Source organism: Enterobacter sp. Lyrl_3, from assembly GCF_051948675.1.
In the GTDB taxonomy this organism is placed as follows: domain Bacteria; phylum Pseudomonadota; class Gammaproteobacteria; order Enterobacterales; family Enterobacteriaceae; genus Enterobacter; species Enterobacter cloacae.
Genome location: NZ_JAYJLI010000001.1, coordinates 403,999 through 427,906, shown reverse-complemented (window position 1 = coordinate 427,906; position 23,908 = coordinate 403,999). Strand labels below are relative to the sequence as shown.

Sequence of the window (23,908 nt, the reverse complement as noted above, 5' to 3'; positions counted from 1 at the left end):
AAAGAATATAGATGACCACTGAAGGCAATTCCAGATTATTTACCCTGTCTATGTAACCCCGATACTTAAAACGTATCGGGTTTTTTGTTTATGAGGATTATTCAATGAAATTTGTCTCGAACTGGCAAGACCTGCCGTCGCTCCTTCTTCCCGATTCAGTTATGTCTGTTTTGAGAAAAGAACTGATACTCCCATTTGATGATGAACTTTCCGCAATGAATTTTTGGGGAGAGGTGGGTGTAACATTAATGTACATTGAACCCGGAGATGTTCTCGAAGATATTAAACGACACGTACTGAATGTAATTCATCATTTAATTGCTAACCCCGAGTTCGTGGTCCGTCTGACAGATGAATATTACTTGATGCTATCAATTACAGAAGATAATGGAAATGGTATTTATCTGTTGTTTCATCCCAATTGTCCTCTGGGCGGGATTGATAAATTAATGTCTATGGCGGAATCCCGTCTGTAAATCAGATTAAAATCAGGAGATGAAAATGAGAAAGTCAAAGTCAGGAAAAAATAATAATGAACACGAGGGGCTGGAGTTAAATAATGATTTAAGTGATATTGAAAAAGGTATCACTGAAAACGGGCAAATATTACCTGAAGAGAGTTATAAGCTGCTCATTGAATCAGGACAGGCGGAAAAAATCAGCCCTAAAGCCAGTGGCATGCTGACATGGCAACTGGCAATGTCTGAAAAAGATAATGATCTCTATCTGCGCCTCCTGGCAAATGGCAGCGGCGGATTGTTTTCTAAAGACTGGATCCCTCTTTCTAAGATTGAAAGTGTGCTCGAAGTACAACCGACAACGGGCTTCAAATCTGGTGTATTCAGAACCCTTTTTAAAGGGGCAAGTGCCAATAATGCCGGTTTCCTGGCCGCTGTTTTACGCTCACCGGAGATATGTCTGCTTGAGGCGCACCCTGAGAAGTTGTTTACGCATGTTTTATATGCTGACTGGCGGGCGCGTCTTAAAACACTCAGTAAGGTTGGCGATTGAGAAAGGATTGCGAAGAATTAATTCTTTACCAGAACTGTTATACAACCAGAAACTACTACACATCTCTACTCACCTTTTAAAGGAAAATCTATTATGCAAACACAGTATGCCTTAAAACAGGCAGGATTAACGCTGCCTGTCACCAAATTATTTCAGCAGCACATCGCTACGCTTCTGGCAGAACAATCTCAGCAAACGTCGGTCAGGGCAGTAGTCATTAATTTTCGTGACCCGGACTACAGTGCAGAATCCGGCGGATTTCATCCGGTTGAAATGCGGTTCATCCGTCAGGATAACGAATGGTATTTCGATTATGTCACAGACTTTAGTTACATGGGACGAGTCTACCCGGAACTGGAAAAGGAAATAGATTTTTGCTGGTCGGGTCATTACGTCTTCCATTATCTGTTTGGAGATATTTCATTGGTATCTGAGAAGAATGAACTCTGGTCCCTGTGGGAGCGTAATTTTATGGAATATCTCTCTATGGGGATTTACCGGGTAACGGTAACTGTGGAAAGTTGTTGACCCGTTATGAACAGGAAGGAAGCGGGCGGCTTTGTAAACTTCTGCATGTGGCGTGCATCATAGCATGGGGATGATGTCTCTTTTTCCTGGCTGTTCGCATAAACATGTGCAGACACGGGGGATCTCAGATCCCTCGTGGTTTTTGCCCCCTATGGAGCATTCTCCTGTAGCAGGGTGATAACGGTTAATCCATTACCCCAACGACAGTATTACACCGGTAATAAATGTTCATGAATACAGTCAGTTATGTGGGTTTTGAGGTGGGCTATGTCATCGTTGACGATAAATGAAGGTTTTACAGATGTATAAAACTCGCGGTGAAAGGATCGCAGAAAGGCTGTGCTGGATATTACTTCAACTGTATACCGGTAATACGGTATCGGTTAATGATATATGTCAGCGTTTCGCGGTCAGTCGCCGAACCGGACAGCGTGATTTGTTGAGAGTTGAAACTGTAACGGAAACTATTTCACCTGGAAGGGTAAGGCTGGCAAGTTTGATAAGGGAACGAGTTAGACGAAATTTTTAATCGAATCCATATCAATACTATAAAATATGAAAATTAACGGGAGTAAATATATACTCCCGTTATAATGCAACCTTTTTTTAACTACTCAAATGATATTAATTTAGGTGCGACAGTGTTTTTATGATGTGTTGAATTTGCAAGATTAATAATATCATGAAATGATTTCATGTCGTCGTCAGTGATTTCTACGGCTGGATCAGCTAAATCGGCACAGGTAACATTTAACCAGTGTGTTAATGAATCAATCCTGTTTGAAGTAATATATTCAGTGTGACCAATATTCCACTTCCAGTTGATTATCCGAGCAGGTCTGAATCTCACCTCCCGAACCCCAATTGGTGTTACTGACTCAACGAGAGGGTATATCGTGTTAAGTACTTTATCATGTTCACTGTAGATATTTAAATGCCCCATTTTTGAACCGTAAGCCATTTTCATTATGTTCTCTGTATAACTTGTTATTGGGGTGGCTCCGGCCATAGAGATTGTTAAGAGAATATTATCATTTTTAATATAGGGTAATGTATTGTTTATTAATCGAGTCCCTAAAGAATGACCCATTATGATCACATTACGCTTTTCTTTAACGTATATCTCGTTTATTACGCGTGCTAATTTTTCTCTGTTATTAACTGCTGCTTTCGTTGCATTATACCAGGCCTGACGCGCTTTAAATGGGATGGAGATTGATGACAATAAAGGAGATGTTCTCAGGGGGAAGAGAGTATATAACCCCCACTTGTTCGCTATGTCAGAACTTAATATGGATAGTAGATTTGCCGATTCCCATTTATAGTGTCTGACATCAAGGCCACACCCTGCTTTAATTCGGTTAAACCATGATATATCATTTTCGGTCAGAAACCCTGATACAACAAGAAGAACCGGGCATTTTTTCATGGTAACTCCATTTTTTAGCTTACAAAAATAGCACTCAATGAAAATTATATTATCCGTGTCATTACGGGGCGTTACTTGGCTGGGTGTAACGTTTCAGTGCGGATTGTATATCTTCAGCAAGTTGTTGACGGATTGAGGCCGGTTGTATTACTTCGACATCCGGTATCCAGTATTTCATTAAAGGCATTATCTGATCTGTGTGTGTTACACGTGATATCACCAGTAAATCGCCAGACCGGGAAGTATGAATTATTTCCTGTCCTGGCAATAGATGACGGTGGGTAAACCACGGAGCAACATGTGCGGAAACTGAAATGAGAACTTCGATAAGGTCTTCGCTATACCAGATACCATCTGTCTTTTCTATTTTTTCATTAATTTCGGGGATTATCCTGAAAGCGATATTACTCATGCAAACGTCTTTGACAGATGAGATAACAAAGCTTTTTAATGTACTGTCATGGGCGGCAGCGAGATACCACAATCCGTTGTCATTAACCAGCCTGTATGGCTCAACAGCCCGAAACTCTTTATCTTTGTAATTAAAATTTACTTTCTTCTGTGACAGGATGGCATCGGATAATACATTCAGAATTGACATGAATGATCCGCAGTTTTCGTATGGACGTTGTTTTATCAGAAACGGGTTGTTTTTCGTGTTACCTAACAAAATACTCAGTAGTCTGTCATCCCAGCGAGGGAACAGCCCTTCAATACCCAGGATGCGCGTGAAATGACGTAAATCAGCATTGCTGCGTTGACCGAGAACACCGTCAGACAGGCGATAACGACCATTTTGTCGAATCAGATTAAGATAGGACAGGCGCTGAGTAAGATCACGACGGATAGTTTTTTCGCAAACGTTAAATTCCTCAGATAACTCCCGGACGGCTAGTGACTCACCATTGTTCAGGCGAGTTAATATCAATCCGAGTCGATATCCAAGTTTATCGTGCTTACCCATTCGTTTATCCGGTTAATGCCAGCGAAGAGGATATTTTCAGCAAAGTAACGGACAGGATGAGTCCACTTTTACTGTGACGGAGAAAAAAATTAACTCATTAATTATCAATATATTAAAACATTGCTGGAATCATCGAATAACATGTGGACTCATCCTGTCCATGTGTATTTTTACGTTCAGGGTGATAATTATCATCCTGACCTGTACATGACCTGTTTTTGCTGCATATTTGACCATGTACTTTTGCCATCAAGTCGGAGAGGCTGGGGGGAACGTAAGATACGAAGGTTAGAGAGGTTATCAGCAATTACAATGATGATTAATATTTTCATAATATCGGAGAACATCATATTAGTTGAAATAACATAAAGGTGGTTCTATGTATTTACATATCAGAAAGTATCAACTCGTAAATGCGAGATGGCGTGATGTTATTGATCTGACAGATTGTGAAGAAACAATCAGGCAGGTTGTCGGTACATTATTTGGAAATGATTTTATTGAGGTCAGCGTTGAAACAAATTGTTTTACTCTGACAGTAAACAGTACAAGCAGTAAAATACCACACGGCATACTGGTGAATATGGGGAAAAGGCTGGCGGCTAATCTCCAGAGTATCACCTGTCATGCCATGCGGATCTATCATGTAAATGGCCATCCTGACGCGCGGCAGTTATTTCACTGTTTTGATGCCGATTGCCTGTGATTAAGCCCCCAACTTCTGTTAAAGGAGTTGGGGGAGATTTAACGGTTATCAGACTGGAAGACAGAATGTCGGATATTTACGGGCTATGATATCCATCAGTGACTTCATTCGCGGTGTTACAGAACTAAATTTCATTTGGGGTATTTTTGCTCTTACCGCATTTTTTACATCAGTCACCGTTACTGAATAGCCTTCTGACGTCAGCCATTCAGCAACCTCTTTACAGGAATAACTTTTTTTATCTTTCAGCATAAGCCCCCATTGGCACTGAGTCAGCGCCCGGAGAAATAGTCTGACTAAAATATCATCACTACGTTTGCTTCCGACTTTTAGTTTCATATCAGAAAACACCGTCCGGCAATAGAGAAAATCACACCAGTCATCCCAGTCAGCCAGAGTCTTCAGTGTATGCGTTTGCCGCCAGTCGTCGAAAAGGGAGCGTTGCTGCAGAGCTTCTTCCATATTATCCCACGGGCGGGAAAACATCAGTAAATGCCCTTCATTCATGGCGGGCTGTACGGGGTGGCGTTTGAAATCGAATTCCAGATTAAGACGGATATCCTGTTCACGGGATATCAGATCGCTTTCCGACAGCCACATCTCACGCGTTGATATCAACGTACTTCGGGATAACGTCTGGCCGGGTAAACGATTAAGGTAAAGATCTACCATATAGTCGTTATAGTCACTGCGTGGAATATCGGCAGGAGGTTTAACGCCAGCCCTGGCATGAACAACCGGTTTTCCCTGAATAGCTCTATAGGTTAACTGCCCCCGGGTTTTCATGGCGATAAGCTGGCTGACCTCATGCTTACATGTCAACATTGATGAACCCGGATCAACAATATCGCACAGCGACTGGAAGCGGGAAGACAGTGGACCGCTCATGTTTATCTTGTTAAGTGGGCAATTTGTCAAAAAGCCATCGGTTGTGACGCTGACAACCGAGGAATCAGAAGGCAAAGCATTCATGAGTTCCCCGACAACGGCGCGGATAAATCCCGTCACATGCGCAGCAAAGAATGGCTGAGTAACCGATGATGGTGGGAGGGATCTGTTTAATCCACGGGCAGTATCAAAGGCGGTTTTGGCGCGAAGGCCTTGAGCAAGTTTGCCATAAAGCGAGTTGCCAATTTCTTTCCAGAATTTCTCCTCCAGAGAACCTTTGATATGGCGATTACGGTTCTCACGGACCTGTTGAACAAAGGGAAGAAACACCGATGTTGATTTGCTGTTATGTGCAGAGGTGGCACAGATCCAGGGGACGATGATCCCATTATGGATCGTCATATCTGCCCCGAGCGACAGAGCAAGTTCGATTTCAGGTGCCGTTGCCCATGATTCGCCACTTAATGGAAAGAATAACCCATATTGATCGGTCCGAACCGGCAGGCTGGGATAGGGAACTGATTCCGGGAACCGAAATTTGACAAGCGCAAATCCCATCACATGCCCACAGTAATCGTCCGGATTTTTACTGAGGCGGATGTTCCCGTAATCGGGTGTGAGGATATCTAATAGCCCGGTGGTATACGCTCCAGCCAGATCGTAGTCATACCAGTGATCAGACGGTGTAACCCCCATCATAAAACACTCATTGCGTCCGCCGTGGTAACAGTTGATCGGGAACGTTTCAAACAGCTCTCTTGAAGGAACACTGGCGGGGTTTTTAATCGTCCGGAATGCCTGTTTCTCCGTGAGCCAGAGTTCACGGGTTTTAATGTGTGTCCCAAGGCAGACTTCAGGAGACATATTGTTTTCTTTAAGTGTTTTGGTGAACCGTGAAACTGCCATCGCCCCGATGGTGGCGGGGACACGATCAATCATCAGCTCCCGGGCGCAAAAATTGCGAACCTGTAAAGCATAACGAACCGCAATCTCGGCATCCCGCAGAGCATAGGCTTCAAACCCTGCTCTGTCGCCCAGAAGATATTCACGCATATTGGTTATGGAATAAGGTGCAGGAATGGTGAGTTTGGGAAGACCCAGTAATTCACCACATTCAGCCAGACCCATACCCCCAGGAGTGATAAGCAGTGTATCGATGAAAGCTACGTTACTGCAACGCGGAGGGGAAGTTCGTTTGTCAAACATTATCTGTTCAGTCTTTACGCGACGTTCCTGCTGTTCATCAAAATCGATGCCGTAACGATTTTTGAAGCTGCTGACAGTACCGCGTATTCCTTTCAGAAGAATTTTGTAGTCTGACCAGAAATTGGCAAAGGAGGTGATATCCGCACGAATGAAATGCGCATATATATTAATAATACCGGGCCATTTTGTAATCACACCCGTTTCAAGAAGCGGTGTAATCGTTTGAAAGAGAAAGTCCTTAAAAGACAGTCGGGATTTTTTCTGTGAGTCAGGTGGATAGATAATATTCGATATACCAGTGTTATCGGGTAAGACGACATAACTCTGATATGACAGAATATCATTCTGTCGTGTTTCAGGGTTGAAAACATATTCGGTATCAAAACCGATATGGAGCGTCAGGTCGTTTGAAATCACAGACACGTTTTTTGATGCAGGTGGCATCACAGGATAATCATCAAGCGTTTTAGGTCTTTTAAGATTGAGCTCTGGCTCTGAAGTCACGGACTGATACCCCGAGGCGGCAGCGAGGATATCCTGCAAATTATGGCTCATAGTTAACTCCGAAAAAATGCCGGGAGCTGTGTCCCGGCATAAAGAATCAAGATTTAATAACATTTACTACAGATTTGAAAATATCGGTTTTGTGTGATTCATCATCTGCATGGATAAATGAAACAAGGTTCCTGCCTGCTTTAATCAGGATGCCACGTTGCGTCTTTTCCACAGATGGGGTGACGCGTGCTGATAACAGACAATTTTCATGTAACTGAAGAAACTTTTTTGAGGCGTAGCCGCCATGCAGTCGGGCTTTAATTTCATTATACATATCATCAAGAGAACCTGGTTCTCCTGATTCACTCAATACCGGATAGCCCTTCTTATCAAAAAGGCTGAGGATAGATTTACCATCATGTTCGAACAAGGTAACACCGTAAATGTATTTCATTCGAAAGGTGAGGGCGTCGGTGGTGTAGATCTCCTCCTGACAACTGAAATTTTTGAGACGCCTGGCTAATTCATTAAAAACAGCACGAACAGTAGCCGTGTCTTGCAGGGTGTAGGTATAAAGTACGAAGCCATCTGTGCCGATGAGCTTTACTAAGTTGCCCATAATCGTGATAGCGAGAACTAATGCAAAGGACAGATATTTTTCATCGTTGTCTACAGCTGTGCTTGCTGATTCGGGAATAATGTTCAGTGCATTATTAGCGTTATTTTCCGTTTTCTTAGTAACCATTTATATCACCTTTAAGTTTGTTTTGACGATGTGCATTTTCCCACTCAACAATATCTTCAAGAGAGAATCGTATAGCCCGCCCAATTCTGATGAAGGGCGGGAGTTTTCCGGGGTTGCGCGATATATCTGACGCAACCGTGGATGCAGAAAGATTAAATCTTTCTGCGAACTGCTTAATGGTTAAATACATAAACCTCCGGTTTCAGAGAATAAGAAGCCACGCGGATTTAATATCAATCCACATTCTGTGATGACTTAATGCAGGGCCCTGCAGAAGCATGCAATGACAATACCGTCCTTAAACGAGTGTTGCATCAATCACGAATCACAGATCATAGGTTCATTTTGTGTCATAACTTTCTATGACCTGAGAAACCACTGCGTGTGATGTCGCTGCATTGTGAAAAGCGTAGCGACGGGTCGCCGTGAGTGAATGGTGATTTAGCAGATGGGAAGCGATTGCAATATCCCCGGTCGCCTGTAGTACCCGGGTGGCAAAAGTACGGCGCAGGTCATGCATCCTCAGGTTATCAATGTTGGCATCCCGACAAATACGGGCAAAGGTTGCACGCGGATATGCCAGAGGGCGGGCATTGTCGGTTAGTTGTGGAAAAATGTAAGTTTTGCTGAGCATCAGGTCCTGCTGGCACTGGACAACTGCAATGGCTGGAGGTGCAAGTGGGCAGGTGAAAGGGTGTCCGGACTTTGTATCAGGCAGTATGAGTTGATGCATATCCGGGTGCCAGTACTCCCATTTCAGGGTACATACCTCACCAATACGCATCCCCGTATAAAGAGCAAGCAATATAGAATCAGCTGCCGGTGTTTGCAGCGCTGTTGCCGCGTCAATAAAGCGCGGGATTTCTGTCGCTGACAGTGTGCGATAGCGAATGTTATTTTCTTTCAGATAGCGGACATGTGACATCGGGGAATGTGTGATCCATCCAGCACGTACTGCCAGAGAGCATATTTTGGACAATATTGCGAGGATACGGTTTACTGTTGACGGACGTAATTTTTCCCGTAAGCCAGCAGCATATTGTTCTAGTTCTCCTGCCGTGATGTCGCGAAGTTGCCGCTTGCCCCAGAACGGGCGAACGTAGAGGTTGAGTTTTGACAACTCCGACTGAGGACTCTTTTTATACAACTGCAAATCCGGTAGCCACAGGTCATTGATGGCCTGTTCCACAGTGAATCGACGGGACTGAACCGCAAGACGATTTTTATCAGCAAGCAGTTTCATCACATGCTGACGGGCATCCTCAACGCAGAGCTGAGGGAACTGACCCAGGGTTTCATATATACGCTGATTGTTTATAGTGGCACGAAAGGCCAGCGTGATCCGATTGGGATACACCAGAGCACGCAGGTTTTGGCAGTGAATATCACGGTATTCCTGACAGCCCGTGAGGGGATGGGGAAGTTGGTTAAGTGATTTGTTGCTGAAACGCAGATCCAGAATGGGCATCGTATTTCTCCTGTAAAATAACACAGAAAAAATACGGTGCGAGATTACTGTCTGCCAGTCTCAGTTTTCACAGTTCATCAGGTGAAAAATGCTGATTCGGATATAATGGCAACACAATTCCATGTCGCCATTATATTAAGAAACTACAGTTTCATGATCTTGTTCGCTATTTTTTCGAAGTAAACCTCATTCTTAAGAAGAGTGATATTGTTAGTTTGAACACCCAGACCACTGGACGTTGACTGGAAATTCATTGAACCACTTATCTCGGTGGACTCTCCTGATAAAAAGGAAATCAAATCCTTGGATGATGGTACCCACTCAGGGTTCAAAAGTAATGCAATGTAGATATATGTCTTTCGAAGCAATTGTTCGATATCTTTTTTATGTCCCGTGGTGTTTTGCTTACCTTTAATGCAAAATGCTTTGATAATAAACTCATCGGGTGTGGTTAATGGTGTTTTAAACTCACTCAGTGATTCATCGTTACGAATGACTTCATAAGGCAGCATAGATAAAATGATCAATGCAATCATTTTAGGATGATAAAGGTAGTTATCACGAATGATTTTTCCTGCTTTCATTGTATTGAGCGTTGTTTGAATAAATACAAAAAGATATTCAGAGCAAAAGTAACAAAACACAAGCCAGGATAGGTCAATGGCTGGAATGTTAATATCCTTAGGTAGTTTGTTTAGCCAGTATTCAGACTTCAAAAAGGTCCTGATTTCAACAGTATATTCATGCATTTTTGCGCTGAAATCAAGCATTGCAACTTGACCAGATTGTTCCGTAACTGCGTGGGCAATAAATGTTAAAGGATTGCACATCTTTTTCAAGGTATTTAGAAAATGAAAAAGGGGTTTAGAATTACTATTGCCATTAACCGCAGATGCAAGTTCAGTATTAATAAATACGTCCAGTTGTCTACAGATTTTTTTCGGAATGACATTTTTACGGGATTGCTGTGCATAGAAATAAATAGCAAGTGAATTAAAGGCAGTGCACTCCTTTTTTAACCATAGTTCGATCACTGGGACGTGCTGAAAAAAATTGATATGGTTAGCAGTGGATGCTGAAGGAGATAGTACATGAAGAATATCTACAGAAGGTTTCATTTGCAATGTTTGATTAGGGTTGGTAGTCGTCATTAGATCCAGTAATAGCTGTTCAGAAAATAATTTAGACAGGTGATCAATGTCTTTTTGGTATTGATTAAGTATGGTTAAATTCCCCGGTACACGGGTTACATTGTTTTTCATTTTCTCGAACATGGTTTATCCTCGTTTAAATTAATACATTGATTTATAATGAAACATGCTGTGTTAGCGAGGAAATCCTAAATCGTGAGTGGTAGAGGGCGCAAGCTTGATTCTGCCGGGACATATACCATAAATAAAAGCCAGTCATCTGTAGTTGTAATGGTTATAGTTATTTAAATTCAATATGTTATTGATTTTGTTAGCGGGTATAAACCGGTTAGTTTTTATGGTTAAATTGTGAGCGTTATGGGGTTTCAGAGATGGTGGTGTTTAAATTACATAAAACCAAGGCCTGATAATCAGTATCAATACCGGAACGATGTCATATGATTAACACTGTCTATGGCATTGATAATGATCTATGCAAGGCTGAAATTAGCCCTGCTTCACGATGATATAGTGTTCTCTAAAGATTAAAAGGAAATAAACAGAGCCTTTCGCCGATGAATCAATGTGCTGATTTCTCGAAAATCAGCCTCAATACTACCAACATCACCAAAGACTTCACCACTAATCTCTCTTCGATTTTTCATGAAATTGGTGCTTAATAAGCTTTCTTTTTTTAGTGTCATTAATTTTGGTTTTATATCGTTATAGAAATGCTTACGGCTTACCCTGATGTTATGAATCGAGTAGTAAACTGTTTTATACATCAAAAATATAAGTAACTGGCCGAGAAGATATTCTTTTTCAATGTATTTATATTGAGAGGATTTTTCGCGTTTCGCCAGGTAGAAAACATGAGGTGCGATGATGGTGGGGATGAAATCTAGTGCTGGAGAAGTTTTTGTTTTTTCTGTTTTTCTTCCGGATTGAAGATGTTGAAGTACAGAGTATACAATGCTTAAAATTATGGCGTTACTTATATTATTAATTGCAGTTGGGTAAATATGCAGGTTGCTTATCAATTCTGAAAGGCAAAGTAAAACACCAGTGATGTTGGGTTTTCTGCCAGAGATTGTGGTGCTGTTGAAAATGTGACGATTCTTACGACTTATATTGACAAGTTTATGAGTGCAGAACTCTATATGTTCGACGATTTTATCTTGACTGTTTTTAATGTATTTTGAAATGTTAGTGATCCGGCCATTCAACGTTAGTTCATCAAGCAATATATCATTTTTAATATTGCGAATTTCATCGCAATGTTCACATTGAGAAACTATCTCATGTAATACATAACTCGAAGTATTGCGTGGCGATGCTGATATGTAATCTAAAATGGAATGCTCGACTTTGATCTTTTGTTTGTATTTTTTAATGCACTGTTTAATTATTGTTTGTAGGGTGTTTGAGATGTGTTTTTTATATTCTTTTAGAAAAGCTGGCTCTAAAAAATGTGAGGAGAAGATTAACTGCTGGTGAGATAATTTAATCTCAGGCTTGATCAATTTAATCCGGAAAACTCTTCCCTCCAACTCATAGCTGAACATGGAAGATAAGTCATAGTGGGGTGATAAATGTTCGAGTAACGAGATTCGTGTATTCACTAGCCGCTTGAATTTATGGTCAGCATACATAAGTGTTTTTTTTATTTGCTCATCGTAAAGTGGGCCGATAACGCAATTAGCAATACTCATACTATCCGGAGACCTCCAGTCAACAGGGGAATCACATTGACGGCCACCATTACAATCAAAGGGCATCAACGTTGCCGATTATGGATCATGTCAGCCCCACACACCAGAACGGGTGATATATGGATCATCATTACCCCAACGGCAGTTTTACACCATGGCTAATATGGATGCTATCTTACTAAGATAATTGGTTTTTAGCGAGTGACGAGCCAGGTTGTGTCAGTCTGTCTCATGTCGATATTACGGGGATGATGCAAACCTGAATGCTGCGATATTGGCGTGTCAGGGGAGGCATCTTACGGTATCATTTACCGCAATTTTTAAGATGCAAAGCCCTGCATCGCTAGCTTTTTCTTCAGACCAGGATGATTCATGAACGACAAAATCAGTCAGGACACGATCAACAAAGCCCTGTGGGCCGCGTGTGATACGTTCCGTGGCACCATCAGTGCTGATACCTATAAAGACTTTATCCTTACCATGCTGTTCCTCAAGTACATTTCAGATGTCTGGCAGGATCACTATGACGATTATAAAGAGCAATATGGTGATGCGCCGGAACTGATTGAAGCCATGATGGCGAATGAACGCTTCGTGTTGCCGAAAAGCGCCAGTTTTTACGCACTTTATGAGCGCCGTCATGAGCCGGGTAACGGTGAGCGTATCGATCAGGCGCTGCATGCGATTGAAGAAGCCAACGGCGCTAAACTGAAAGATGCCGGGAAAAGCGTGTTCCAGGATATTTCGTTTAACGCCGACCGTCTGGGTGAAGAAAAACAGAAGAACACCATCCTGCGTCAGCTGCTGGAAGACTTTGCCGGTGAAGATCTTAACCTCAAGCCAAGCCGTGTAGGTAAGCTGGACGTCATCGGTAATGCCTATGAATATCTGATCAAAAACTTTGCCGCCAGCGGTGGGCAGAAAGCCGGGGAGTTCTATACCCCGCCGGAAGTCTCGGACCTGATTGCTGAACTGCTCGATCCGCAACCGGGTGATACCATCTGCGATCCAGCCTGTGGTTCCGGTTCATTATTGATGAAGTGTGGGCGTAAAATTGTCTCCGGGCATGATAGTCGTAACTATGCCTTGTTCGGTCAGGAGGCGATTGGATCTACATGGTCGCTGGCGAAAATGAACATGTTCCTTCACGGCGAAGACAACCATAAAATCGAGTGGGGCGATACCATTCGTAACCCGAAGCTGCTCGATAAAAATGGCGATCTGATGCTGTTTGATATCGTGACCGCTAACCCGCCGTTCAGCCTGGATAAGTGGGGGCATGACGAGGCCGAGAATGATAAGTTTGGTCGTTTCCGTCGCGGTGTACCGCCGAAGACTAAAGGAGATTACGCCTTTATCTCACACATGATAGAAACCCTAAAACCGGGGACTGGTCGTATGGGCGTGGTGGTGCCACACGGTGTGCTGTTCCGTGGCTCCAGCGAAGGTAAAATTCGCCAGAAACTGATTGATGAAAACCTGCTGGATTCGGTGATTGGCCTGCCGGAAAAACTGTTTTACGGTACGGGGATTCCGGCTGCGATTCTGATTTTCAAAAAACAGAAAGTGGATGACAAGGTGCTATTTATCGATGCCAGCCGCGAATTCAAGGCAGGTAAAAACCAGAATCAGCTCAGCGAAGAAAACATTGAGAAAATCGTCAGGACCTACCGTGATGGCGATAACGTCGAGAAATACGCCTATCTCGCCAGCCTGAAGGAGATTCAGGACAACGACTATAACCTCAATATCCCGCGTTATGTCGATACCTTTGAGGAAGAGGACGAGATTGATTTACGTGCCGTACATGCCGAACGTGAGCAATTGAAAGTGGAACTGGCGAAGCTGGAAACGGAGATGGCTGAGTATCTGAAGGAGTTGGAATATGGTGCCTAAGGGATGGTGTTTAGGTAATTTTCGGAGCCTTAGAATATCTACTATCGATGGGGACCGAGGGAAAAATTATCCTAAAAAAGATGATTATTTAACCAATGGATACGCTTTGTTTTTAGGGGCCGATAATATAAATAGTGGCTCACTAACCCTGGATAAATGTATTTTCATTTCTAAAGAAAAACATGACGCAATGAATAAGGGGATTGTAAAAGATGAAGATATACTTCTTGTTATGCGTGGTAATGGCACCGGCCGCTCATGCATATATATAAATAGAATGAAACATCAGGCGGCTCGAATAAATTCCGGGTTGGTTATTATCAGAAATACCCCTGAGTTTACTGATGTGAATTTCTTGCATCAATTAATGCAGTCATCTTTTATTCAGAAACAGTTTTTAAGTTTTATGTTCGGAAGCGCACAACCGCAGTTAACGATACAGTTGCTAAATAGTTTGATCATTCCTGCGCCTCCTTTAGTAGAGCAAAAGAAAATCGCCAAAATCCTGTCAACTTGGGATAAGACGATTTCAGTGACTGAAAAGCTTCTCACCAACAGTCAGCAGCAGAAAAAAGCCCTGATGCAGCAATTGCTCACCGGGAAGAAACGCTTGCTGAATGAGAATGGGGGCAGATTTATTGGGGAGTGGTGTACGTGCACTTTGTCTGAAGTAGCACATATTATTATGGGATCATCACCTAAATCCGAAGCCTACAACGATATTGGCTTAGGTTTGCCATTAATACAGGGTAATGCCGATATAAAGTGCCGAGTTTCATGTCCCAGAGTTTATACGTCTGACATTACGAAAGAATGTTCTCCTGGAGATATTCTTCTAAGTGTCAGGGCACCTGTAGGTACTGTTGCACTTTCTCAACATAAAGCATGTATAGGGCGTGGTATATCGGCTATAAAATCCAAGAGAAAAATGAGTCAATCATTTCTTTATCAATGGTTTCTTTGGTTTGAACCAAAATGGTGTTGCCTATCACAAGGTAGCACATTTGAATCAATTAATAGTGATGATATAAAGACATTAAAATTATCAGTGCCCAATTTTGAAGAACAACAAAAAATCGCCGCCGTTCTGTCCGCAGCCGATGCTGAAATATCCACGCTGGAGAAAAAACTCGCCTGCCTGAGAGATGAGAAAAAAGCCCTGATGCAACAGCTACTGACTGGCAAACGTCGTGTTAAGGTCGATGAGGCGGTTGCCGAATGAAACTGACGAAAAGCGGGCCGCTGATTGACCGGGAAATCGGCTGGCTGGAAGAGGTGTTGCTGAAATACGGCAATGATGACTCTGTACTCTGTTTCTCTGAGCTGGATGGCTTCCTGACGGCGGTTGTCTCTGGCCCGAATATGATCCCCCCTAATACCTGGCTTAGTGCTATCTGGGGTCGTGGTGACTATCACCCTCACTGGACCACTGAAAAAGAGATGACGCGTTTTGTGGGGCTGTGTTTTCAGCATATGAACGATATCGCTGGCTGCCTGTATGAGGCCCCTGAACAGTTTGAACCGATTTTCAATAGACGTGAGGTGAAGGGGAAGACATATACAATCGTCGAAGAGTGGTGTTTCGGGTATATGAAAGGCCGGTCTCTGGATGACTGGTCAGCCTTGCCAGAGGCCTTACGTCCCTCGCTGGAGGCGATAGCCCTTCATGGTATCGAAAAGAACTTCCCAGTGGTTGAGAAAATGTCACCTGTTCAATTTGAACAGAGTATTACTCTAATTCAGCCTGTGGCACTGGCGCTTTACCAGCACTGGTTGTCGGTGAGAATGTCAGAGGCATCATCCCGGCCTGTTCCCGTGAAGGGGGCAGAAAAACTGCCCGGTCGTAATGACCCGTGTCAGTGTGGCAGTGGTAAAAAATTTAAAAAGTGCTGCCTGCACTGACAAAGCGGAAGGGGGCTTGCTCATGGCAGTGAACAATCTGGATCGTTCCCGGTGGTACATGGGAAATGTTCTCTGGTTCGGAGGCTACAACAGCAAAACGGATCGAGAGAATAACTTTGGCTTTCTCTTATCAGAGAATGGTAATGAGCTGTTTTTTCATAAGAATGAGATAAGCCGGAACTATACACCCGCTGACAATACACCGGTGCTGTTCAGGGAAGGTATAGGTAAAAATGGTAAGCCTACGGCTTTTAACGTTCACATTCTTGATAAAACAGATGAGGAGACGGCTGAGCTCCTCATTGAATATCTCCGGGCTATTATTGAGGAGGGCGTTGATTTCGCTCGTTGGCGTTATCGTGACTGCGTTATTAATTTCCTCACTCAGTCCTTTGGCGAAAGGGCTATAATTCGGTTAGTTACCAGTGATATAGCTGTTACAAAAGTCTTACCGCTATTTTTAAAATCACGTAACTACGATAACCAGTTTGCACTTTTCGCCTCTGATAAGAATTTTGATGATTTGACCGCACAACAAATATCTCCTGCGGTCATGCCCTCGTCATTTATCGATAATAACATTGAACAATTCGCTGTTTGGGTGAAAGGATGTTCTGCGGCTACGGATTGCCAGGGGGCTTCAACATCGGACATCATCAATGAATTACTCAGCCATATATCTATAAGTGCTATTCTCTACCTGGCTTTTTACGATTGTATAAGTAGTGAGCGGATTCTTGAGCATCGGCATGATGATATAGAGAATTTTGTTCGACGTAGTTTCACGAAAAATAAAATGGATATACAACCATTTGTCCGTGATGCCTATCAGCAGAAATTCTCATCGAGAAAGCAATTTTATAAACATTCCGTGATTAGTCCTTTTATCAATACGTATTTGATTAAACAGAAGATGTTCAGAAAAGATTTCAGTTTTGTTAATGATGTCGAGTCGAATACTGAAATTGCTTCTGATCCTGAATACTTCATTCTGAGTAAATTGTTACCGTTGCTTGGGCGCAACGATGAACAGTCCGTTCTGAGTATTATTCTGCATGAGATATGGCACGGAGTCTTGTCGGGTAAAATTCCGGTAAATCATCCTTCTGTTTTCAAATTGTTCCCACAATGTAGTTCATTACAAATTCGTTTCCCAAGTTTAGAATTATCCTGTGAGGCGTTTCACTGGAATGCAAAACAACCTGACGGAACGATAGAGAAAAAATTCCTTTGTCGTTCGAAAATCTGCCATGATCCGCAGGTACTACCCGATCTCAGTCGGGATTACATCGACTTCACTATTTATGACTGGCTTGCCCACTATGGCATGACCTATCTGATTGCAGGCGAACCTTCTAAGCGGGATTTCCCAATTAAACTGGCTGGGTATTTCAATCGTATCAGAGAATTACATTCCCGCTTGCATTGCCGAAGTTGTGGGGTGCTGATGGTTCCAGATATGAAATATGCTCGTGTGGAAGTCAGCGTCTGGGATACAAAGTCGAAAGGATTTGTGAAAAAACCTTTCCAGGCCGCGTATCGCCTGACCGTCTTTAAATGTGCCAGTCATTCGTGCGAACAGTTTGGTATCGGGCATTACATTAATCACTGTATTGGTTACAAATGCAGCGAAATAATTGACGCCAGGGATTTGCATGAAAAATGTTCAGAAGGACGATTTATTTGTGCATCCTGTGGTTCCTGCTGTACGACGCATCAGGAGAAATTTGGTAATGTAAACAAGGGCGAAACAGAACAGGTCAAGTACAATCGCCTTTATCGGGACTCGCCGTTCTTTTCATCATAAGTCTTCGTTCATTTTGAGTATGTCCGTAAGGACATACAGTTTCACCTCTTAGCCAAGAAGGATTACCGGGTGGATAAGCACTACCAACCTAAATTCCAGGAAGAATACAGCGCCAAAATTCCGGCACTGACGTTACTGACCAGCCTCGGCTGGACGTTTTTATCTCCGAAACAGATTATGGATTACCGGGGCTATAAACAGGATGAGGTGGTGCTGCGTCCGGTTCTGCGTGAAGAGCTGTCGAAGCGTTCCTTTATGGCGGGTGGCAAAACCTGCCAGTTATCGGAAAAAGCACTGGATAACCTGATATCACAGGTCTGTTCTCCGGCGCTCAATGAAGGGCTGCTCAAAGCCAATGAACGGATGTATAACCATCTGCTCTACGGTATCGCCGTCACGGAGTTTGTCGATGGCAAGAAGGTCAACCCCACCATTGCGCTGATCGACTGGGAACATCCGGAAAATAACCAGTTCCATTTTACTGAAGAATTTACGGTATTGCGGTCAGGTGGTGTTGAAACCCGGAGGCCAGATATTGTCTGCTTTGTTAATGGTATCCCGCTGGCTGTTATTGAAGCGAAAAGCCCGGCTGGTCATGGCAAGAAAGGGCCAACCATTGACGAGGGGATATCTCAGAGTATCCGTAATCAGCTCAACGATGAAATCCCGCAGCTGTTTGCCTACAGCCAGATATTATTGTCGATTAACGGGCATGACGGGCGCTACGGTACCTGTCATACACCAATGAAATTCTGGGCGGCATGGCGCGAAGAAGATATTACTGAAGCACAGATGTATGCGCTGCGCAACCATCAGTTATCGACTGAACAAATTCATGCGTTGTTTGATCATCGTCTTTCAGCCGATCTCGACTGGTATCAACAGCTAATCGCCGCTGGTGAACTGGCTGTCAGTGGACAGGATAAGATGCTTATCAGCCTGCTTTCGCCGGAACGTCTGCTGGAGATGACCCGCTTCTTCACCCTGTTTGATAAAAAGACCGGAAAGATTGTCGCCCGCTATCAACAGGTTTTCGGGATTAAAAGACTGCTGGAACGCATCAGTACTCGCAGACCGGATGGGGGCAGGGAAGGTGGGGTGATCTGGCATACCACGGGGTCAGGTAAATCGTACACCATGGTTTTCCTCAGCAAGGCGCTGATCCTTCATGACAGCCTGAAGGAATGTCGCATTGTGGTGGTGACGGACCGTGTCGATCTTGAAGGGCAGCTCAGCGGTACTTTCGCTTCTGGTGGAGAACTGGCCGGGAAGGATGATAAGGCCAAAGCGATGGCGACCTCAGGTCAGAAGCTGGCACAGCAGATTGGCTCTGGTAAAGAACGTATAATCTTTACCCTTATCCAGAAATTTAACTCAGCGACAAAATTGCCTGAATGCGTCAATACCAGCCCCGACATCATCGTTCTGATTGATGAAGGACACCGCAGCCAGGGTGGCGAGAACCATGTGCGAATGAAACTGGCCCTGCCTAACGCCGCCTTTGTGGCGTTTACCGGTACGCCATTGCTGAAAGAAGATAAAACCACCAATAAATTCGGACCGATTGTCCACGCTTATACCATGCAGCGAGCGGTAGAAGATAAAGCCGTTACACCTTTGCTGTATGAAGAACGTATTCCCGACCTTGAGGTTAACGATCGGGCAATAGATGCCTGGTTTGATCGTATTACCGATGGGTTAAGCGAAGCGCAAAAAGCCGACCTTAAGCGTAAATATGCCCGTAAAGGTGAGGTTTATAGTGCAGATGACCGCATCCGGCTGATTGCATTAGATATCGCCACGCACTTCTCGAAGAATATTGATGAGGGGCTGAAAGGCCAACTTGCCTGCGACAGCAAGATTTCCGCCATCAAATATAAAAAGTATCTTGATGAAGCCGGGTTGTTTGAGTCAGCTGTAGTTATCAGCCCGCCGGATACCCGGGAAGGGAATACCGAGGTGGATGAAAGCAAACTGCCGGAAGTGACAAAATGGTGGAAGGATAACGTTGGCACACAGGATGAGTCCGTTTATACCCGCAATATCATTAGCCGTTTCGATACCGATGATAAGCTAAAATTGTTGATCGTCGTTGACAAACTGCTCACCGGGTTTGATGAACCGAAAAATACCGTGCTGTATATCGACAAACCGCTTAAGTCCCACAACCTAATCCAGGCGATTGCCCGGGTAAACCGACTGCATCCACTGAAAAAGTTTGGCCTGCTGATTGATTATCGCGGCATTCTGGCTGAACTGGACACGACGATCGGTAAATATCAGGATCTCGCCTCCCGAACTCAGGGAGGATATGACATCAAGGATATTGACGGGCTGTACAGCGCCATGAGCTCTGAATACAAGCGTCTGCCGCATCTGTATAACCAGTTGTGGGCCATATTTGCCGGTGTTAAAAACAAGAATGATACTGAGCAGTTGCGTGCAGTTCTGGTGCCTAAAATGGAAGAACGTAACGGAGAGATGGTCGATATCCATCAGAAAACCCGTGATGATTTCTTCGAGGCATTAACGGCCTTTGCCGGATGCCTGAAAGTGGCACTGCAGTCCGCTACCTTCTTCACAGACAAGAGCTTTACGGAACAAGACCGAAATCTCTATAAAGAAACCGTAAAACAGATGTCCAGCCTGCGCCAGTGGGCAATGCAGGTCAGCGGAGAGCAGGTCAATTATGACAACTACGCTGAGCAGGTGAAAAAACTACTGGATAAGCATGTCACCGGCGTTGAGGTTCGTGAACCGGATGGCGTGTATGAAGTCGGTAAAATGGGGAAAAGTGAAAAGCCCGAAGAGTGGGACAGCAACAAAACCCGCAATGAAACCGACATCATTAAAACCCGCGTGACGAAGATGATTGAGCAGGAGCTGCGTGATGACCCGTATGCTCAGGAGGCCTTTTCAAAACTCCTGCGTATGGCTATCGAAGAGGCTGAAAAACTGTTCGACCATCCACTGAAACAGTACCTCTTATTCCGTGAATTTGAAGAACAGGTTGAAGCCCGTAAGCTCAGCGATATCCCGGATGCACTGGCGGTAAACAAGCATGCTCAGGCGTATTACGGTGTTTTTAAAAAAGAGCTACCGGAGGTTTTTGCGGTAAACGACGTTCAGGTGCAGGAGAAGTGGACGAAGCTGGCCTTTGAGGTGGACAGCATTATCGTCAAAGCAGTGGCAGAAAATTCCCTGAACCCTCAGGATATTGAGAAGGCCGTTAAGACAAGTTTGTTACCACTGCTGTTTACGGCCTGCCGGGAAATTGGTGCCGGAATGAATCAGGTTAACCGTATCGTGGAAACCATTATCCAGATCCTGCGCGTTGGTTTGATGAAATCATGAGTGAACAAGAATCGCCAGCAATGAAAGCGTTACGCATTGTTTATTGTGATGAGGTCATCGTCGTACAGTGTGTTCCGCGTCAGGTCGTTAAGGGCAGGGTGCTCATCAAGGTGCATCCGGACTGCCGGGTTATTGCCTCTGTACCGCCAGGAACACCGGAGCACGAAGTGCTGTCTGCGCTGAAAAAACGAGGGCGCTGGATATATCAGCAACTGCGTGATTTCAGGGAGCAACAGACACACATTGTGCCGCGTCAGTATGTCAGTGGAGAAAGCCATTACTATCTTGGTAAGCAGTATCAGTTGAAAGTGACAGAAGACGCTACTGTTCCGCAACGAGTGAAAATGTTGCGTGGGCGGCTGGAAGTTACTGTCAGACACAAATCGGCAGAAAAAGTAAAAGCGTTGCTGACCGAATGGTATCGGGAACGTGCCAGAGATGTCTTTCAACGCAGGCTTGATTCACTAATACCGCAGACCCTTTGGGTTAGTGAGCGTCCGCCGATACGTTTGCGAGCGATGCAAACGCAATGGGGAAACTGTTCTGCGAAAGGTTGTCTGACACTGAATCCATGGCTGGTTAAGGCATCCTCAGAATGTATCGATTATGTCTTGCTACATGAGTTATGTCATGTTGCTGAGCACAACCATAGTGAGGAGTTTTACCGCTTGATGGGGCAGGTTATGCCGGGGTGGGAAAAGGTCAAGAAGCGACTGGATGGGATGGCTGGGATGTTGTTGGCTGATATGTAACTTATCAATATGAGTTCTTAAGGGTTTGGTCAGTCTCGTTAATGCAGGGAGTATAAAAATGAGTAAGTTAGATAATAAAATTGAAGCACGCCATCGTAATTTGTTTGATGTTCTAAATGCGCAAAAATATACCGTTGATTACTTTCAGCGCGAGTATAGCTGGGGTGAGAAACATATTGAAGAGTTGGTTACAGACTTAACATCTGCGTTTCTCAATGAATACACCGTCGGTGATTCTCGGGAGCAGGGTGAAAACTACAATAATTATTACTTAGGACCATTTGTTGTGAGTAGTAAAGATGGGAAACGGAGTATTATTGATGGTCAGCAACGACTGACTTCATTAACTTTATTTCTAATTTACCTCCATAACCTTCAGAAAGAACTTAAATATGAAGAGAAAATAGAATCAATGATTTTCTCCGAGCTACGTGGCAGTAAATCATTCAATATAGTAGTTGAAGACAGAATTCCTTGCATGGAAGCATTGTTTAATTTTGGTAGCTATAGTTTAGTTGATGGGGATGATGAGTCAACCCATAACATGGTGGAGAGATATCAGAATATCACAGATGCTTTTCCTGATGAGTTAAAAGGTCAGGCTTTTCCTTTTTTTATCGACTGGCTTAAGTATAACGTTATTATGGTTGAGATAGTTGCCTATTCAGATGAAAACGCATATACCATCTTTGAGACTATGAATGACCGAGGATTGAATCTTACTCCGTCCGAAATGCTTAAAGGTTTTTTACTTTCACGTTTTCATCAGGGAGATAAACGCCAAAAGGCAAATGAACTCTGGAAAAAAGCGATGATGGATTTAAAAAACTATGACAAAGATGAAGACCAACGTTTTTTCCAGTCATGGTTGCGAGCTCAATATGCTGATACAATACGCCCGGGTAAAGCTGGTTCAAAAAATGAAGACTTTGAAAAAATAGGTACGCGTTTTCATAGCTGGGTTAGAGATAATCTTCAGGCGGTGGGATTGGACCCAGATAATGGTGAGACATTCGAACGATTTATACAAAATAACTTTTTGTTTTATTTGAATGCCTATACACAAATACTGAATGCTGAGAGAGCATTAACGCACCAACTGGAATATGTATTTTATATCCACCATTGGGGTATTGCACCTACTTTAAGTTTCCCTTTGATGTTGGCTCCATTAAATGTAGGTGACAGTCCTGAGGCTGTGATAGCCAAAATAAACCTGGTGGCGCGCTATATTGAAACATTTGTTGTTCGTCGTTCTGTTAATTTCCGAAAATTCTCTGCCAGTTCTATTCGTTACACAATGTACAGTCTTGTTAAAGAAATTCGTGGTAAAAGTATTGAAGAATTAAAAGATTTGTTATCTAAGAAGTTATCCGAAATGCCAGATACTTTTGCAGGAATGGAAGAGTTTCGTCTCCATGGTCAAAACTATCGTTTTGTGAAGTTTTTGCTTTCTCGTATAACTGCGTGGGTTGAGCAGCAAGCCGGAATGAGTACAACCTTCATTACATATTATCAGCCAGAACACGGTAAGCCATTTGAAGTCGAGCATATTTGGGCAGATAAATATGAACGTTACTCTGATGAGTTTGAACAAGAGCACGAATTTAACAATTACAGAAATCGCTTAGGTGATTTGGTTTTATTACCTAGAGGCTCAAACCAGTCATATGGTGATTTGTGTTACGATCAAAAGCAACCTCATTACATCAAAGAGAATCTCCTGGCTAAATCGTTATGCCCATTGGCATATATGAATAACCCTAATTTCAATCAGTTGAGAAATGTATTCGGATTGCCTTTCAAACCACATGATTCATTTAAAAAACAAGATGTCGATGAACGACAGTCTTTGTATAAAATAATTTGTGAGAATATTTGGGACCATAATTTATAGCAAAGTTAGGGTGTTATT

19 protein-coding genes are annotated in these 23,908 nt (G+C 43.4%); 11 read left to right on the top strand and 8 right to left on the bottom strand.

The window, feature by feature from the left end:
* Positions 1-104: 104 nt before the first annotated feature.
* The 3 genes from VF709_RS02240 to VF709_RS02230 all read left to right on the top strand — a co-directional run bounded on the left by VF709_RS02240 (position 105) and on the right by VF709_RS02230 (position 1,539).
* A complete protein-coding gene (locus VF709_RS02240; RefSeq protein WP_223283620.1) occupies positions 105-476 on the top strand; it encodes a hypothetical protein in 372 nt (123 codons plus the stop codon).
* Positions 477-501: 25 nt separating this feature from the next.
* Positions 502-1,011, top strand: a complete 510-nt coding sequence (locus tag VF709_RS02235; RefSeq protein ID WP_195808946.1) for a hypothetical protein — start codon at positions 502-504, stop codon at positions 1,009-1,011.
* Between the two features lie 93 nt (positions 1,012-1,104).
* Positions 1,105-1,539 carry a DUF2787 family protein gene (locus VF709_RS02230; RefSeq protein WP_060579567.1) on the top strand — a complete coding sequence of 145 codons (435 nt, stop codon included), beginning with the start codon at positions 1,105-1,107 and terminating at the stop codon, positions 1,537-1,539.
* A 610-nt stretch (positions 1,540-2,149) separates the two neighbouring features.
* On the opposite strand, the gene VF709_RS02225 is transcribed toward VF709_RS02230, so the two are convergent.
* Complete coding sequence (locus tag VF709_RS02225; protein ID WP_440230844.1) at positions 2,150-2,968, bottom strand: DUF726 domain-containing protein; 819 nt, start codon at positions 2,966-2,968, stop codon at positions 2,150-2,152.
* Between the two features lie 61 nt (positions 2,969-3,029).
* Positions 3,030-3,932: a helix-turn-helix transcriptional regulator gene (locus tag VF709_RS02220; protein WP_094887996.1), complete on the bottom strand. Its 903-nt coding sequence runs from the start codon at positions 3,930-3,932 to the stop codon at positions 3,030-3,032.
* A gap of 379 nt (positions 3,933-4,311) precedes the next feature.
* On the opposite strand from VF709_RS02220, the gene VF709_RS02215 reads away from it, so the two are divergent.
* Positions 4,312-4,638 (top strand): hypothetical protein, encoded by a 327-nt coding sequence (locus VF709_RS02215; protein ID WP_440230842.1) that lies wholly within the window; start codon positions 4,312-4,314, stop codon positions 4,636-4,638.
* 48 nt (positions 4,639-4,686) lie between these two features.
* Here VF709_RS02215 and VF709_RS02210 read toward each other — a convergent pair whose 3' ends face one another.
* The 6 genes from VF709_RS02210 to VF709_RS02185 all read right to left on the bottom strand — a co-directional run bounded on the left by VF709_RS02210 (position 4,687) and on the right by VF709_RS02185 (position 12,348).
* Complete coding sequence (locus VF709_RS02210) at positions 4,687-7,287, bottom strand: hypothetical protein (RefSeq protein ID WP_440230841.1); 2,601 nt, start codon at positions 7,285-7,287, stop codon at positions 4,687-4,689.
* Between the two features lie 46 nt (positions 7,288-7,333).
* Positions 7,334-7,972 carry a hypothetical protein gene (locus tag VF709_RS02205; protein ID WP_440230840.1) on the bottom strand — a complete coding sequence of 213 codons (639 nt, stop codon included), beginning with the start codon at positions 7,970-7,972 and terminating at the stop codon, positions 7,334-7,336.
* Positions 7,962-8,162, bottom strand: a complete 201-nt coding sequence (locus VF709_RS02200; protein ID WP_440230839.1) for a helix-turn-helix transcriptional regulator — start codon at positions 8,160-8,162, stop codon at positions 7,962-7,964. The genes VF709_RS02205 and VF709_RS02200 overlap by 11 nt, the downstream gene beginning before the upstream one ends.
* A gap of 150 nt (positions 8,163-8,312) precedes the next feature.
* Positions 8,313-9,440 (bottom strand): tyrosine-type recombinase/integrase, encoded by a 1,128-nt coding sequence (locus tag VF709_RS02195; RefSeq protein WP_440230838.1) that lies wholly within the window; start codon positions 9,438-9,440, stop codon positions 8,313-8,315.
* Between the two features lie 143 nt (positions 9,441-9,583).
* On the bottom strand, positions 9,584-10,714 hold the full coding sequence (locus VF709_RS02190; protein WP_440230837.1) for a hypothetical protein: 1,131 nt from the start codon (positions 10,712-10,714) through the stop codon (positions 9,584-9,586).
* Between the two features lie 401 nt (positions 10,715-11,115).
* Positions 11,116-12,348 carry a hypothetical protein gene (locus VF709_RS02185; RefSeq protein WP_440230836.1) on the bottom strand — a complete coding sequence of 411 codons (1,233 nt, stop codon included), beginning with the start codon at positions 12,346-12,348 and terminating at the stop codon, positions 11,116-11,118.
* Positions 12,349-12,654: 306 nt separating this feature from the next.
* Between VF709_RS02185 and VF709_RS02180 the strand changes: the two genes are divergently transcribed.
* The 7 genes from VF709_RS02180 to VF709_RS02150 all read left to right on the top strand — a co-directional run bounded on the left by VF709_RS02180 (position 12,655) and on the right by VF709_RS02150 (position 23,890).
* A complete protein-coding gene (locus tag VF709_RS02180; protein WP_440230834.1) occupies positions 12,655-14,178 on the top strand; it encodes a type I restriction-modification system subunit M in 1,524 nt (507 codons plus the stop codon).
* Complete coding sequence (locus tag VF709_RS02175; RefSeq protein WP_440230833.1) at positions 14,168-15,400, top strand: restriction endonuclease subunit S; 1,233 nt, start codon at positions 14,168-14,170, stop codon at positions 15,398-15,400. Before VF709_RS02180 ends, VF709_RS02175 begins: the two co-directional genes overlap by 11 nt.
* Positions 15,397-16,080, top strand: coding sequence for a YecA/YgfB family protein (locus tag VF709_RS02170; protein WP_440230831.1), 684 nt, complete (start codon positions 15,397-15,399; stop codon positions 16,078-16,080). The genes VF709_RS02175 and VF709_RS02170 overlap by 4 nt, the downstream gene beginning before the upstream one ends.
* Positions 16,081-16,102: 22 nt before the next feature.
* Positions 16,103-17,887, top strand: coding sequence for a cold-shock protein (locus tag VF709_RS02165; RefSeq protein WP_440230830.1), 1,785 nt, complete (start codon positions 16,103-16,105; stop codon positions 17,885-17,887).
* Positions 17,888-17,956: 69 nt separating this feature from the next.
* A complete protein-coding gene (locus VF709_RS02160) occupies positions 17,957-21,241 on the top strand; it encodes a type I restriction endonuclease subunit R (RefSeq protein WP_440230828.1) in 3,285 nt (1,094 codons plus the stop codon).
* Positions 21,238-21,993, top strand: a complete 756-nt coding sequence (locus VF709_RS02155; protein ID WP_183169020.1) for a M48 family metallopeptidase — start codon at positions 21,238-21,240, stop codon at positions 21,991-21,993. Before VF709_RS02160 ends, VF709_RS02155 begins: the two co-directional genes overlap by 4 nt.
* Positions 21,994-22,051: 58 nt before the next feature.
* Positions 22,052-23,890 (top strand): DUF262 domain-containing protein, encoded by a 1,839-nt coding sequence (locus VF709_RS02150; RefSeq protein WP_440230826.1) that lies wholly within the window; start codon positions 22,052-22,054, stop codon positions 23,888-23,890.
* The last annotated feature ends 18 nt before the right edge of the window (positions 23,891-23,908 follow it).

What these genes read in the sequence shown, in the direction of transcription:
- VF709_RS02240 (WP_223283620.1), top strand. Translation starts at nt 105, where the DNA reads ATGAAATTTGTCTCGAACTGGCAAGACCTGCCGTCGCTCCTTCTTCCC.
- VF709_RS02235 (WP_195808946.1), top strand. Translation starts at nt 502, where the DNA reads ATGAGAAAGTCAAAGTCAGGAAAAAATAATAATGAACACGAGGGGCTG.
- VF709_RS02230 (WP_060579567.1), top strand. Translation starts at nt 1,105, where the DNA reads ATGCAAACACAGTATGCCTTAAAACAGGCAGGATTAACGCTGCCTGTC.
- VF709_RS02225 (WP_440230844.1), bottom strand. Translation starts at nt 2,968, where the DNA reads ATGAAAAAATGCCCGGTTCTTCTTGTTGTATCAGGGTTTCTGACCGAA.
- VF709_RS02220 (WP_094887996.1), bottom strand. Translation starts at nt 3,932, where the DNA reads ATGGGTAAGCACGATAAACTTGGATATCGACTCGGATTGATATTAACT.
- VF709_RS02215 (WP_440230842.1), top strand. Translation starts at nt 4,312, where the DNA reads ATGTATTTACATATCAGAAAGTATCAACTCGTAAATGCGAGATGGCGT.
- VF709_RS02210 (WP_440230841.1), bottom strand. Translation starts at nt 7,287, where the DNA reads ATGAGCCATAATTTGCAGGATATCCTCGCTGCCGCCTCGGGGTATCAG.
- VF709_RS02205 (WP_440230840.1), bottom strand. Translation starts at nt 7,972, where the DNA reads ATGGTTACTAAGAAAACGGAAAATAACGCTAATAATGCACTGAACATT.
- VF709_RS02200 (WP_440230839.1), bottom strand. Translation starts at nt 8,162, where the DNA reads ATGTATTTAACCATTAAGCAGTTCGCAGAAAGATTTAATCTTTCTGCA.
- VF709_RS02195 (WP_440230838.1), bottom strand. Translation starts at nt 9,440, where the DNA reads ATGCCCATTCTGGATCTGCGTTTCAGCAACAAATCACTTAACCAACTT.
- VF709_RS02190 (WP_440230837.1), bottom strand. Translation starts at nt 10,714, where the DNA reads ATGTTCGAGAAAATGAAAAACAATGTAACCCGTGTACCGGGGAATTTA.
- VF709_RS02185 (WP_440230836.1), bottom strand. Translation starts at nt 12,348, where the DNA reads ATGCCCTTTGATTGTAATGGTGGCCGTCAATGTGATTCCCCTGTTGAC.
- VF709_RS02180 (WP_440230834.1), top strand. Translation starts at nt 12,655, where the DNA reads ATGAACGACAAAATCAGTCAGGACACGATCAACAAAGCCCTGTGGGCC.
- VF709_RS02175 (WP_440230833.1), top strand. Translation starts at nt 14,168, where the DNA reads ATGGTGCCTAAGGGATGGTGTTTAGGTAATTTTCGGAGCCTTAGAATA.
- VF709_RS02170 (WP_440230831.1), top strand. Translation starts at nt 15,397, where the DNA reads ATGAAACTGACGAAAAGCGGGCCGCTGATTGACCGGGAAATCGGCTGG.
- VF709_RS02165 (WP_440230830.1), top strand. Translation starts at nt 16,103, where the DNA reads ATGGCAGTGAACAATCTGGATCGTTCCCGGTGGTACATGGGAAATGTT.
- VF709_RS02155 (WP_183169020.1), top strand. Translation starts at nt 21,238, where the DNA reads ATGAGTGAACAAGAATCGCCAGCAATGAAAGCGTTACGCATTGTTTAT.
- VF709_RS02150 (WP_440230826.1), top strand. Translation starts at nt 22,052, where the DNA reads ATGAGTAAGTTAGATAATAAAATTGAAGCACGCCATCGTAATTTGTTT.